The organism is Streptomyces odontotermitis, from assembly GCF_050510915.1.
Lineage (GTDB): Bacteria > Actinomycetota > Actinomycetes > Streptomycetales > Streptomycetaceae > Streptomyces.
Map to the genome: position 1 here is coordinate 45,088 of NZ_JBNJLS010000025.1, position 12,500 is coordinate 57,587.

Below are 12,500 nucleotides of genomic sequence, written 5' to 3' on the forward strand. Positions count from 1 at the left end.
GCTGCACAGACCTACCCGAAAATGACGAAGCGATACCGATCACATTCGCCCGTTTTTGACGTCTCCTTCACATCGAACTCCGTAGGCTTCACGGTATGACCACGACTCCCGCCACCCCTGACGGTCCGCGCTCCGCGGCCGAGGTGAACGAGGAGATACGCGCGCTCTGGCTCCGCGCCGGCGGCCGGCTCCGCCCCGAGCAGAGCCGCGAGTACGAGCGCCTGGTCGCCGAGTGGGCCGAGGCCACCCAGGCCCAGTGCGCGTAACCACGTAACCGCGTAGCCACGACCCGTCACAGAGCGCCGGTCAGGCCGAGCACCTCATGGTGGTGGCGGCGGGCGAGGGGCCCAGGCGGTGGTGGCGGCGTACGAGTCGGGGCTGGTGGTCCCGCGTTCGGGCTGAGCCGAGGCCCCCCAACGGCGAAGGGCCCGGGGGATATTCACCACCCCCCGGGCCCAACCTCCGTACAGCGAGGACTACTTCTCCCCCTGCTCCCCCTTCGCGGGAGCCACCGGCTTGCGCAGCGAGATGTTGAGTTCCTTCAGGCGGGACTCGTCCAGCTCCGTCGGCGCGCCCATCATCAGGTCCTGGGCGTTGCCGTTCAGCGGGAAGGCGATCGTCTCGCGGATGTTCGGCTCGTCGGCGAGGAGCATCACGATGCGGTCGACGCCGGGGGCGATGCCACCGTGCGGCGGGGCGCCGAGGCGGAACGCGCGCAGCATGCCCGCGAACTCGTGCTCCACCGTCTCCGCGTCGTAGCCCGCGATCTCGAACGCCTTGAGCATGACGTCCGGCTCGTGGTTGCGGATCGCACCCGAGGACAGCTCGATGCCGTTGCAGACGATGTCGTACTGCCAGGCCAGGATATCCAGCGGGTCCTTCTCCTCCAGGTCCTTCATGCCGCCCTGGGGCATCGAGAAGGGGTTGTGGGAGAAGTCGATCTTGCCGGTCTCCTCGTCCTTCTCGTACATCGGGAAGTCGACGATCCAGCAGAAGCGGAAGACGCCCTCCTCGAAGTGGCCCGCCCGCTTGGCCGCCTCGACGCGCACGGCGCCCATGATCTTCGAGACCTCGTCGAAGTCGCCCGCGCCGAAGAAGACCGCGTGGCCGGCCGCCAGGCCCAGGCGCTCGGTCAGGACCTTGACGTTCTCCTCCGTCAGGAACTTCGCGATGGGGCCCGTCAGCGAGCCGTCCTCGGCGACGCGCACCCAGGCCAGGCCCTTAGCGCCCTGCTCGACCGCGTACTCGCCGAGGCCGTCGAAGAACTTGCGGGACTGGGACGCCGTGTCCGGGACCGGGAGCGCGCGGACGTGCTTGCCCGCGAACGCCTTGAAGTCGGAGCCCTCGAACACGTCGGTGATGTCGACGAGTTCGAGCTTGGCGCGCAGGTCCGGCTTGTCGTTGCCGTACTTCAGCATCGACTCGCGGAAGGGGATGCGGGGGAAGGGGGAGGTCACTTCGCGGCCGCCGCCGAACTCCGTGAAGAGCTCCGTCATCAGCTTCTCGATGGGCTGGAAGACGTCTTCCTGCTCGACGAAGCTCATCTCGACGTCGAGCTGGTAGAACTCGCCCGGCGAGCGGTCCGCGCGCGCGTCCTCGTCACGGAAGCAGGGCGCGATCTGGAAGTAGCGGTCGAAGCCCGAGATCATCAGCAGCTGCTTGAACTGCTGGGGGGCCTGCGGGAGCGCGTAGAACTTGCCCGGGTTCAGACGGGAGGGCACCACGAAGTCGCGGGCGCCCTCCGGCGACGTCGCCGTGAGGATCGGCGTCGCCATCTCGTTGAAGCCGAGCGCGACCATCTTCGAGCGGATCGAGGCGATGACCGCGCTGCGCAGCATGATGTTGCGGTGCATGCGCTCGCGGCGCAGGTCGAGGAAGCGGTACTCCAGGCGCCGCTCCTCGTTGACCCCGTCCTCCGCGTTGATCGTGAAGGGGAGCGGGGCGGCGGTGCCGAGGACCTCGACCTCGCTGGCCTCGATCTCGATCTCGCCGGTGGGCAGCTCCGGGTTCACGTTCTCCGCGCCGCGCGAGACGGCCTTGCCGTCGACGCGGACGACGGTCTCCTTGGAGAGCTTGTCCAGGACCTCGGCGGCCGCGGTGCCCGGGCGGGCGACCAGCTGCGTGATGCCGTAGTGGTCGCGGAGATCGATGAAGAGGATGCCGCCCAGGTCCCGGCGATTGTGCAGCCAGCCGCTCAGCCGGACGTCGCTGCCGACGTCAGAGGCGCGGAGCTCGCCGCAGGTGTGAGACCTGTACCGGTGCATCGTCGTTCATCCAGCCTTTGGAGTAGAGGGAGCACAGAGAGAACCAGGAACCAAGGCTACCGTCCGTCCCAAGATCGCTTCGCCCGGAATAACTCTCGGTGGCGGGCCCGGCGGAGGTCTTCTTAGAGTGGGGCAATGCGCACCGACGATCTCCTCGATCCGGCAGGGGCCGAGGGGGAGGGCTCCCTGCCGCCGGTGCGCGACGTCCTGGCCGCCATCGCGACCGGCCTGTGGCGCTGGGACAACGCCACCGGGACGGTGACGCTCGACGCCGAGGCGGCCCGGCTCATGGGACTGCCCGCGCGCCCCACGACCCTGACGGAGGCGGGCTCGCGCGCCCGCTTCCACCCGGTCGACTGGAACGAGATCTACGGCATCGTCCAGCTCGCCGTCGCCGAGGGCACCCTCGCCGAGGCCCGGCTGCGGGTCATGGACGAGCAGGGGCGGGTCATCCGGACGGTGCGCAGCCGGACCCGGCCGGTCGTGCACGACTCCGCAGAGGCGTACGAGCTGATCGGCACCATCCAGGAGGTCGCCGACTCCCCGGCCGGCGCGGCCTCCCGCTCCCCCGTGACCGGGGACTGGCGGCGGTCGCGGGAAGCCTTCCTCCTCGACGCGGGGCGGGCGCTCGCCGAGGCGCGGTCCACGGAGGAGGTGCTGCGGGTCGCGGCCGGGCTCTCCATGCCGGGGTTCTCGCCGGACGGTCTCGCCGTCTTCGGTTCCGAGGGCGACCGGCTCACCGTCATCGGGCACCACGGCCACCGCGGCTACCCCGACGACGACCCGCTCGCCGCCATGCCCCTGGACACGGACTACCCGGCCGCCGAGGTGGTGCGCACCGGCCGCGCCGTCTATCTCTCCTCGCCCGAGGACTACCGCGCCCGCTACCCCGCGACGTGGCCGCTGGCCTCGCGCTTCGACCGGCAGTCGTGGGCCTTTCTGCCGCTGACCGTCGCGGGCCAGACGATGGGCGCCTGGATGGCGGCCTTCAAGTACCCGGTGTCGTTCACGCCGGACGAGCGCTCCGTCCTGACGACCGTCGCCCGGATGCTGGCGCAGGCCCTGTCGCGGGCGGGCACCGCCGAGTCGGAGCGGGAGCTGACGGAGGGGCTGCAGCGCTCGATGCTGCCGCTGCTGGGGCCGCGGATCCCGGGGATGAGCGTGGCCGCGCGGTACGTCCCGACGGGCGGCGGGCTGCAGGTGGGCGGCGACTGGTACGACATGATCCCGCTGCCCAGCGGCCGCATCGCCTTCGCCATCGGCGACGTGCAGGGGCACGACGTGCGGGCGGCGGGCCTGATGGGGCAGCTGCGGATCGCCCTGCGCGCGTACGCCTCCGAGGGGCACCGCCCGGACGCGGTGCTCAGCCGCGCCACCCGCTTCCTGTCCGGGATCACCGAGAGCTTCGCCGCCGGCACGGGCGGGGAGCCCGGCGCGGACCCGGGCGACGCGCGCTTCGCGACCTGCCTGTACGTGGAGGCGGACCCGGCGACGGGGGTCCTGGAGATCGCCCGCGCGGGCCACCCCGACCCGGCGATACGCATGGCCGACGGCACCGTCCTGGTCCGCCCCACCGCGGGCGGCCTGCCGCTGGGCATCGACCCGGACGCCGACTACCCCACGACCCGTCTCGTCCTCGAACCCGGCCAGACCATGCTGATCTGCACGGACGGCCTGATCGAGACGGGCGGCCACGACCTGGACAGCGGCTGGTCCCGGATCCGGACGATCCTGGAGGAGCACGTCCCGGGGGACGCCGGGAACGAGGACGCCTCCCTGGAGCTGCTCGCCGACGCCCTGGTCCAGGCCGTGCACGGGCCCTCCTCGCACCACACCACGGGCCCCCTCATCGACCGCCGCGAGGACGACATAGCGGTCCTGCTGCTCGCCCGCTCCCCGCGCCCGCAGGAGCGCACCGACGCCCGCCGCACCGTGATGACGGTGGCGCAGGCCGAGCCGGAGCGGATCGCGGGCGCCCGCCGCCACCTGCGGGACCTGCTGCACGACTGGGCCGACCCCGATCAGGTCGACTCGGCGGTCCTGATGGTGTCGGAGATGGTCACCAACGTCCTCGTGCACACCGACGGGGACGCCCTCCTGGTCGCGGAGGTGGCGGGGCGGCCGGGGGCCCGCCGGGTGCGGGCCGAGGTCGCGGACGGCAGCGACGACCTGCCGCACAAGCGGCACCCGGGCGAACTCGCCTCGTCCGGGCGGGGGTTGGTGCTGATGGAGCTGCTCGCCGACGCGTGGGGCGTGGACCCGCGGGGCGACGGAAAGAGCATCTGGTTCGAGCTCTACGAGCGCCCGCCGGCGTCGTCCGACGCGGCATCGGAAGCGGACGCGGCGCCCGACCCCGCCGCCCCCTCGTAGCGTCCCCGCAGCTCCGACACCACCCCGAACGCGGCCGCCGTCAGCGGCACCGCGAGCAGCATCCCGAGGATCCCGGCGACGGACGCCCCCGCGGTGATGGCCAGCATGACGACGGCCGGGTGCATCTGGACGGTGCGGGACTGGATCATCGGCTGCAGGATGTGCCCCTCCAGGACCTGCACCGCGAGCACGACGCCGAGCGCCCACAGCGCGATCACGAACCCCCGGTCGGCGAGCGCGACGAGGATGGCGACGGCGCCGGACAGGAAGGCCCCCAGATACGGGATGTAGGCGCCGACGAAGACGAGGGCGCCGAGGCCCACGGCGCCGGGGACGCCGAGGATCAGCAGCCCGACGGTGATGCAGGTGGCGTCGATGAACGCGATGATCGTGGTGCCCCGCATGAAGCCCTCGATGGCCTCGAAGGCACGGCGCGCGATGGCCTCGACGGAGTCGGCGCTGTCGCCGGGGGCCAGCGAGCGCAGGCTGCCCATGGCCCGCTCGGAGTCGCGCAGGAAGAAGAAGACGAGCAGCAGCGCGAGCACCGCCATGGCGATCATCTCGCCGACCGTGCTGAGCCCGCTGATCACCCCGGACGCGGCGGTCCCGCCGAACTTGCCGAGCAGGTCCTTGGCGTTGGAGGCCATGTCGTCGAGGGAGGTCCCGGCGGCGCCGAAGTACTTGGTGACGCTCTCGGCGGCCTTCTTCACCGAGGCGACGATCTGGTCCCCGGACTCGATGAGCGCCCGCACGACGATGTAGACGGCGCCGCCGACGACCGCGACGACGGCGGCGCAGGTGAGTCCGGCGGCCAGCGAGCGCTGCACCTTCATCTTCAGCAGGCGCCGGTGCAGGGGGCCGAGCAGGGCGCTGCCGAGGAGGGCGAGCAGAACGGGGGTGACGGCCGTCTTGAAGGTGACGCAGAGCCAGATCCCCACGGCGGCGACGCCGGTGACCAGGAGGGCGACGACGCACCAGGCCGCGGTGCGGCGGGCCGGTTCGGGCAGGAGGGTGTGCACCCTCCTACCCGAACACGCCGTCAGATCCCGTGCACGTTATGCGCGTCCGCGTCCCGGAGGGTTACATCCCATGGACGGCAGGCACCGTGCCGAGGAGGCCCTTCTGGTAGTCCTCGAACGCCTGCTGGAGCTCGTCGCGGGTGTTCATCACGAACGGGCCGTAGTGCGCCATGGGCTCCCGGATCGGCTGCCCGCCGAGGAGGACGACCTCCAGGTCGGGGGCGTTCGCGTCCTGCTTCTCGTCGGCGCGGACGGTCAGGGACGAGCCCGCGCCGAAGACCGCGGTCTGGCCGACGTGCACCGGCCGGCGCTCGGCGCCCACGGAGCCGCGCCCGGCGAGGACGTACGCGAGTCCGTTGAAGTCCTCGCGCCAGGGCAGCGTGACCTCGGCGCCGGGCCGCACGGTCGCGTGGATCATGGTGATCGGCGTGTGCGTGATGCCGGGGCCCTCGTGCCCGTCGAGCTCGCCCGCGATGACGCGGAGCAGCGCGCCGCCGTCCGCCGAGGACAGGAGCTGGACCTGGCCGCCGCGGATGTCCTGGTAGCGGGGGTTCATCATCTTGTCCTTGGCGGGCAGGTTCACCCACAGCTGGAGGCCGTGGAAGAGCCCGCCGGACTGGACGAGGGACTCCGGCGGCGCCTCGATGTGGAGCAGGCCGGAACCGGCCGTCATCCACTGGGTGTCGCCGTTGCGGATGGTGCCGCCGCCCCCGTTGGAGTCCTGGTGGATGAAGGTGCCGTCGATCAGGTACGTGACCGTCTCGAAGCCGCGGTGCGGGTGCCAGGGCGTGCCCTTGGGCTCCCCGGCCTCGTACTCCACCTCGCCCATCTGGTCCATCATGATGAACGGGTCCAGGTACTTGTAGTTGATCCCGGCGAACGCGCGGCGCACCGGGAAGCCCTCGCCCTCGAAGCCGCTGGGCGCGGTCGTCACGGCGAGCACGGGGCGGGCCACGGCATCGGCCGACGCGGCGACCTTGGGCAGGGTCAGCGGGTTCTCGACGGTTACAGCGGGCATGGGGGTGCCTCCTTCTCGTACGCTCAGTTTAGTTGAACGTAGAACTTTCTGCCACTCGGAGGAACGCACGACGCCCGGAGGGGATTCCCTCCGGGCGTCGGCGCTGGCCGGAACTGATCGCTACCGCTGCGGGCGGCTCCCGCCCACGCTCACCTGGTCCGCCGCCGAGCAGCTGCCCCGGCAGGTCAGCTCCACGGAGTTGTCCGGCGGCTCCACGGTCGCCTCGTTCCCGGCCACGCGCGGCGGCACGACGCCCACGAACGTGTACGTGACGTCCCCGCCCGCCACGATGTCCGCCGTGGTGTCGAGGTCCCCGACGCCCCGGCCGTCCCCGCACGAACTGGGCGACTTCGCCGAGCAGAGCCAGCTGAAGCCCTTCAGCCACTCCGGCAGGGTGTCCCGCACGCGTACCCCGATCGCGTCCGAGGGACCGGCGTTGTGGACGCCCACCTTGAGGGTCAGCCGGTCGCCCGCCTTGTACTCGTCGGGCGTGTGCGACTGCTGGACCGAGAGCGCGGTGTGCGGCCGCGGCTGGACCTCCGCCTTGTCCCGGCAGACCGGGTCGCAGTCCGGGTCCGAGGAGTTGTCCGGCGGCGCCACGGCCGAGGCCGCGGTGAGCGGTCCGGCCACCGAGGAGGGCACCCGGCCGGTCAGGACATAGGTGACCCGGCCGCCCGGCGGCAGCGTGACCCGCTGGTCGACCGGGCCCGTGCCGGTCCCGTCCTGGCAGGCACCGCCGTCCGCGCCCGTGCACTTCCACGTGAAGTGCCGCAGCGGCTCGGGGAGCCCCGACGTCACCCGCGCGCCCTTCGCCGCGCCGGGCCCGTCGTTCGTCACGACCACCGTGTACGCGAGGTCCTCGCCCGGGACATACGGATCGGGGTCCGCGGTCTCGGAGATGCCGAGGCCCACCTCGTTGACCACGTCGATGGGCAACTGCACGCGGTTGTCACGGGGGTTGAGGTCGGCGTCCGTCTCGCCGCGCACCACCGCGTCGCTGGGTGCCTCGCCGGTCGCCGAGGGCCCGGCCGTCACATCGAGGACGACGGGCGGCGCGGCCGTGCCCGGCTGGATCACGTCGGGCCGGGTGCAGGCGACCTTCTGCTCCTTGACCGCGCACTCCCAGCCGGGCGCCGAGACCACCTTCGGGGTCAGGCCCGGCGGCAGCGTCTTGGTCAGCGTCGTCACGCCCTTGCTGGGCGCCGCGAGCCTGCGGTTGCCGACGTCCAGGACGAGCTGCCCGGTGCCCCCGACCCGGAACTCGCCCTGTACGGACTCCGTCACGTACAGATCCGGGTCGAGCGTCGTCACCTTCACATTGGTGATCTCGTGGAAGCCCGTGGACGCCCCGGTCGAGGCGGCGAAGCCCAGCTTCAGCGTCTCCGGGACGGCGGGCTGGCCCTTGAGCCTGCCGAGGTCGAGCGGCCCGAGCACCCGCTTCATCCCGTGCCCGTCGTGGAAGTCGATGGAGACGGCCAGCTGGAGCGCGGTGGAGAGCTCGACCTTCACGGTCCTGCGGGCCTTCGCCCGGCTCTTCTCGCCGGGCACGGCGAGCGGACGCTGCAACCGGTGGTGCTGGATGTACGCGTTCTGCGTGGCGAGGGCGCCGCGCACGCCGATCGTGTTCGGCACCCGGCCGGGGCCGCCCCTGCCCCTGGCCTGCGGCGGGTTGGTGAAGTTGCCGTACTGGTCGAGGCCCACGCCCACATAGCCGCCCTCGATCCCGGAGTAGCCGAGCGCACCCCCGTAGTGGCCCGCGTCCCGGGGCGCGGCCTTGCCGTCCAGGAAGAAGAAGCTGATCCCGTCGGCGCCGCGCGGCGTCGTCGCCCCGTACTGGTACTGGTCGAACGTGGCCGAGATGCCCGCGTTCGAGGGCAGCGCCTCGTCGATCAGCGCGAAGCCGCTCTGCCGGAAGTCATTGCTGGTGAGCCGGAGCGCCCCGCGCCCCGCCTGGTCCCTCGACGCCCCCTTGGGGCAGCCCTTGAGCGGACCCTGGGCGCCGCGGTCACCGGTCAGACAGGCCCATCCGTCGGGGTCCTGGCCGCCGCGGGCCCGGCTGTACCACTGGCCGGTGTCGACCTCGGACCCGGCGAAGGTCTCGTCGATGAACGTGTCGGCCGACGCGGTGGCCGCGGGCAGGACGAGGCCTGCGGCGGCCAGGGCGAGCAGCGTGAGACCTCGCGCAGCGCGCACCCAGAGTGACGATTTGCTCCACATATTCGCGATTCAGTCACGCAGAGCGACCGATCGCGAGCGGGGTGCGCCGTACGGGCGTTCCTATCCGCCCTACCCGTACATGCGGCGCATCGCGAAGTCGACCATCTGCTCGACCGCCTTCGCGTCGAAGACCATCCGGTGCTCGCCCTCCATGTCGAGCACGAAGCCGTACCCGGTGGGCAGCAGGTCGATGACCTCGGCGCCGGTGATCACGAAGTACTTGGAGTCCTTGCCCGCGTACCGGCGCAGCTCCTTGAGGGAGGTGAACATCGGGATCACGGGCTGCTGGGTGTTGTGCAGCGCCAGGAAACCGGGGTTGTCGCCGCGCGGGCAGTAGACCTTCGACGTCGCGAACGCCTGCTGGAAGTCCTCGGCGGACATCGACCCCGTGGTGAACGCGCGCACCGCGTCCGCGAGCGAGGGGGGCGACGGCTCGGGGTAGAGCGGGGCCTGCTGCTGGTGGGGCTGCTGCTGGCCGTAGCCGCCGGGCATCTGGCCCTGCGGCGGAGGCTGCGGCGGCGCGTAACCCTGGCCGGCGCCCGCGTGTTGGTCGTAGCCGTACATGGGCGCAAGGGTACCGAGACCCGCCGGGGCACCGGGGCCGGATCTTTTCTGTAGTGATCGCTAGACAATAGGCGGGTGACTGGTTACGGTCTTTCTGTATCGAGCGCTACACATTCAGCGCACCGCACCTTCGACGCCCCGGGAGTTCCCCATGCCGTACGCCGCCCCTGCCGCCCCCTCGTACGCCCGCACCGTCCGCGGCACCGGCCCCGGCCTCCTCCTCGCCCACGGCGCGGGCGGCTCGGTCGAGGCCAACTACGGCCCGGTCCTGGGGGAGTTGACCGCGAGCCGCACGGCCGTCGGTGTCGACTACCCGGGCACGGGCGCGACCCCGCGCGCCACCGCGCCGCTCGAACTGGACGCGCTGGTGGACGAGTTGACGGCCGCGGCGGACGCCGAGGGCCTTGACCGGTTCGCGGTGTCGGGGTACTCGCTGGGCACCGCGGTGGCGGTCCGGCTCGCGGCCCGGCACCCCGAGCGCGTGACGGCCCTCGTCCTGACCGCCCCCTTCGCCCGCGCCGACAACCACCTGCGCCTGGCCGCGACCCTCTGGCGCGAGCTCTTCGAGACCGACCGGGACCGCCTCGCGCTCGCCCTGGTCCCGCTGGCCCTGAGCCCGGCCGCCCTCGCCTCGCTCGGCCCCGAGGAGCTCGCGGCGACCCTGAAGGGGACGGCGCAGACGGCCCCCGCCGGCACCCCCGAGCACACCTCCCTGGTCGAGCGGCTCGACGTCCGCGCGGACCTGGCCCGGATCACCGCCCCGACGCTGGTCGTCTCGACGACCGGGGACCGCCTCGTCCCGCCGTCCCTGCACCGCGAGGTGGCCGCCGGGATCCCGGGCGCTCAACTGTCCGAGATCGCCACCGGCCATCTGCCCTTCGCCGAGGCCCCGGCCGCCTGGGCCCGGCTCCTCACGGAGTTCCTGGCCGCGCACGGCGCGTGACGCGGGCGGCCCCCGCGCGGGCGGCGGCGGGGGCGGGTCCCGGGCGACGAAAACAGTTGGCCGCACGATGCGGCCAAGAGCGACAGCGCTCACACTTCGGGCATCAGGGGTTGCGCCTTATTACCGACGGGTAGCATCATCAGTAGCTACTAACCGGTACTGATCCTGATGATCCCTTTCCTGCTTACGGAGACGTCGCCATGGGGCACTACAAGTCGAATCTCCGCGACATCGAGTTCAACCTCTTCGAGGTGCTCGGGCGCGACAAGCTGTACGGCAGCGGCCCGTTCGCGGAGATGGACGTCGAGACCGCCAAGAGCATCCTGAGCGAGATCCTGCGCCTCTCGGAGAACGAGCTGGCGGAGTCCTACTCCGACGCCGACCGCAACCCGCCGGTCTTCGACCCGGAGACCAACACCGCGCCGGTCCCGGAGAGCTTCAAGAAGAGCTACCAGGCGTTCATGGACTCCGAGTACTGGCGCCTCGGCCTGCCCGAGGAGATCGGCGGCACCACCTCGCCGCGCTCCCTCATCTGGGCCTTCGCCGAGCTGATCCTGGGCGCCAACCCGGCGGTCTGGATGTACTCCTCGGGCCCCGCCTTCGCGGGCATCCTCTTCGAGGAGGGCAACGAGGCGCAGAAGAAGATCGCCGAGATCGCCTGCGAGAAGCAGTGGGGCTCGACGATGGTCCTGACCGAGCCGGACGCCGGTTCGGACGTGGGCGCGGGCCGCACCAAGGCCGTGCAGCAGGAGGACGGCTCCTGGCACATCGAGGGCGTGAAGCGCTTCATCACGTCCGGCGAGCACGACATGTCGGAGAACATCCTCCACTACGTCCTCGCCCGCCCCGAGGGCCACGGCCCCGGCACCAAGGGCCTCTCGCTCTTCCTGGTCCCGAAGTTCGAGTTCGACTGGGAGACCGGCGAGCTGGGCGAGCGCAACGGCGTCTACGCGACGAACGTCGAGCACAAGATGGGCCTCAAGGCGTCCAACACGTGCGAGATGACCTTCGGCGACCAGCACCCCGCCAAGGGCTGGCTGATCGGCGACAAGCACGACGGCATCCGCCAGATGTTCCGCATCATCGAGTTCGCCCGCATGATGGTCGGCACGAAGGCGATCTCGACCCTGTCGACGGGCTACCTGAACGCCCTGGAGTACGCCAAGGAGCGCGTCCAGGGCCCGGACCTCGCCCAGTTCATGGACAAGACCGCGCCCAAGGTGACGATCACCCACCACCCGGACGTGCGCCGCTCGCTGATGACGCAGAAGGCGTACGCGGAGGGCATGCGCGCCCTGGTCCTGCACACCGCGGCCGTCCAGGACGACATCCAGGTCAAGGAGGCGGCCGGCGAGGACGCGTCCGCGCTGCACGCCCTGAACGACCTGCTCCTGCCGATCGTGAAGGGCTACGGCTCGGAGAAGGCGTACGAGCAGCTGGCCCAGTCGCTGCAGACCTTCGGCGGCTCCGGCTATCTGCAGGAGTACCCGATCGAGCAGTACATCCGGGACGCCAAGATCGACACCCTCTACGAGGGCACCACGGCCATCCAGGGCCAGGACTTCTTCTTCCGGAAGATCGTCCGCAACCAGGGCGCCGCGCTCAACGGCCTGGCCGAGGAGATCAAGAAGTTCCTCGCGGTCGGCACCGGCGGCGAGGAGCTCGCCGCCGCCCGTGAGGCGCTCGCCCAGGCCGCCGTGGACCTGGAGGCCATCGTCGGCGCCATGCTGACGGACCTCGCGGCCACCGAGCAGGACGTGAAGTCCATCTACAAGGTGGGCCTGAACACCACGCGCCTGCTGATGGCCTCGGGCGACGTCGTCGTCGGCTACCTGCTGCTTCGCGGTGCCGCCGTCGCCGCCGAGAAGCTGGAGACGGCCTCCGCCAAGGACGTCGCCTTCTACCGGGGCAAGATCGCGGCCGCGAAGTTCTTCGCCGCGAACGTCCTGCCGGGCGTCACCTCGGCCCGCCAGCTCTCCGAGCGCGTCGACCTGGACGTGATGGAGCTGGACGAGGCGGCGTTCTAGCCCCAGCCGTACGTGTGTGGCCCGGCCGGCGCATCCGGCCGGGCCGCGCGCGTGTGAGGTCGGCAAAGGGATCACCAC

The 12,500-nt window shown here is 71.5% G+C and carries 9 protein-coding genes; 4 read left to right on the top strand and 5 right to left on the bottom strand.

All coding sequences use genetic code 11. The annotated features are described in order from the left end of the window. The first annotated feature begins 95 nt into the window (after positions 1 to 95). The gene (locus ACQB60_RS40060) at positions 96 to 266 is read left to right on the top strand and encodes a hypothetical protein (protein ID WP_496931024.1); all 171 of its coding nucleotides are present in this window, start codon (positions 96 to 98) and stop codon (positions 264 to 266) included. A gap of 210 nt (positions 267 to 476) precedes the next feature. Here ACQB60_RS40060 and aspS read toward each other — a convergent pair whose 3' ends face one another. Beyond that, entirely contained in the window at positions 477 to 2,264 is a 1,788-nt protein-coding gene (gene aspS / locus ACQB60_RS40065) for an aspartate--tRNA ligase (protein WP_496931025.1), read from the bottom strand. A 135-nt stretch (positions 2,265 to 2,399) separates the two neighbouring features. Here aspS and ACQB60_RS40070 point away from each other — a divergent pair, with 135 nt between their 5' ends. Further along, positions 2,400 to 4,634, top strand: a complete 2,235-nt coding sequence (locus ACQB60_RS40070) for a SpoIIE family protein phosphatase (RefSeq protein WP_496931026.1) — start codon at positions 2,400 to 2,402, stop codon at positions 4,632 to 4,634. Here ACQB60_RS40070 and ACQB60_RS40075 read toward each other — a convergent pair. From ACQB60_RS40075 to ACQB60_RS40090, 4 genes are all read right to left on the bottom strand, one after another. Next, positions 4,559 to 5,653, bottom strand: coding sequence for an AI-2E family transporter (locus ACQB60_RS40075; protein ID WP_496931027.1), 1,095 nt, complete (start codon positions 5,651 to 5,653; stop codon positions 4,559 to 4,561). The genes ACQB60_RS40070 and ACQB60_RS40075 overlap by 76 nt on opposite strands. Positions 5,654 to 5,714: 61 nt before the next feature. After that, positions 5,715 to 6,671: a pirin family protein gene (locus ACQB60_RS40080; protein ID WP_496931028.1), complete on the bottom strand. Its 957-nt coding sequence runs from the start codon at positions 6,669 to 6,671 to the stop codon at positions 5,715 to 5,717. Between the two features lie 120 nt (positions 6,672 to 6,791). Beyond that, positions 6,792 to 8,864: a hypothetical protein gene (locus ACQB60_RS40085; RefSeq protein WP_496931029.1), complete on the bottom strand. Its 2,073-nt coding sequence runs from the start codon at positions 8,862 to 8,864 to the stop codon at positions 6,792 to 6,794. A gap of 93 nt (positions 8,865 to 8,957) precedes the next feature. Beyond that, positions 8,958 to 9,452 (bottom strand): SseB family protein, encoded by a 495-nt coding sequence (locus ACQB60_RS40090; RefSeq protein ID WP_496931030.1) that lies wholly within the window; start codon positions 9,450 to 9,452, stop codon positions 8,958 to 8,960. A gap of 151 nt (positions 9,453 to 9,603) precedes the next feature. Here ACQB60_RS40090 and ACQB60_RS40095 point away from each other — a divergent pair, with 151 nt between their 5' ends. Together ACQB60_RS40095 and ACQB60_RS40100 are read left to right on the top strand one after the other, a co-directional pair. Continuing rightward, on the top strand, positions 9,604 to 10,395 hold the full coding sequence (locus tag ACQB60_RS40095) for an alpha/beta fold hydrolase (RefSeq protein ID WP_496931031.1): 792 nt from the start codon (positions 9,604 to 9,606) through the stop codon (positions 10,393 to 10,395). 200 nt (positions 10,396 to 10,595) lie between these two features. Further along, positions 10,596 to 12,422: an acyl-CoA dehydrogenase gene (locus ACQB60_RS40100; RefSeq protein WP_496931032.1), complete on the top strand. Its 1,827-nt coding sequence runs from the start codon at positions 10,596 to 10,598 to the stop codon at positions 12,420 to 12,422. Positions 12,423 to 12,500: the final 78 nt, after the last annotated feature.

What these genes read in the sequence shown, in the direction of transcription:
- ACQB60_RS40090 (WP_496931030.1), bottom strand. Translation starts at nt 9,452, where the DNA reads ATGTACGGCTACGACCAACACGCGGGCGCCGGCCAGGGTTACGCGCCG.
- ACQB60_RS40060 (WP_496931024.1), top strand. Translation starts at nt 96, where the DNA reads ATGACCACGACTCCCGCCACCCCTGACGGTCCGCGCTCCGCGGCCGAG.
- ACQB60_RS40080 (WP_496931028.1), bottom strand. Translation starts at nt 6,671, where the DNA reads ATGCCCGCTGTAACCGTCGAGAACCCGCTGACCCTGCCCAAGGTCGCC.
- aspS (WP_496931025.1), bottom strand. Translation starts at nt 2,264, where the DNA reads ATGCACCGGTACAGGTCTCACACCTGCGGCGAGCTCCGCGCCTCTGAC.
- ACQB60_RS40070 (WP_496931026.1), top strand. Translation starts at nt 2,400, where the DNA reads ATGCGCACCGACGATCTCCTCGATCCGGCAGGGGCCGAGGGGGAGGGC.
- ACQB60_RS40100 (WP_496931032.1), top strand. Translation starts at nt 10,596, where the DNA reads ATGGGGCACTACAAGTCGAATCTCCGCGACATCGAGTTCAACCTCTTC.
- ACQB60_RS40095 (WP_496931031.1), top strand. Translation starts at nt 9,604, where the DNA reads ATGCCGTACGCCGCCCCTGCCGCCCCCTCGTACGCCCGCACCGTCCGC.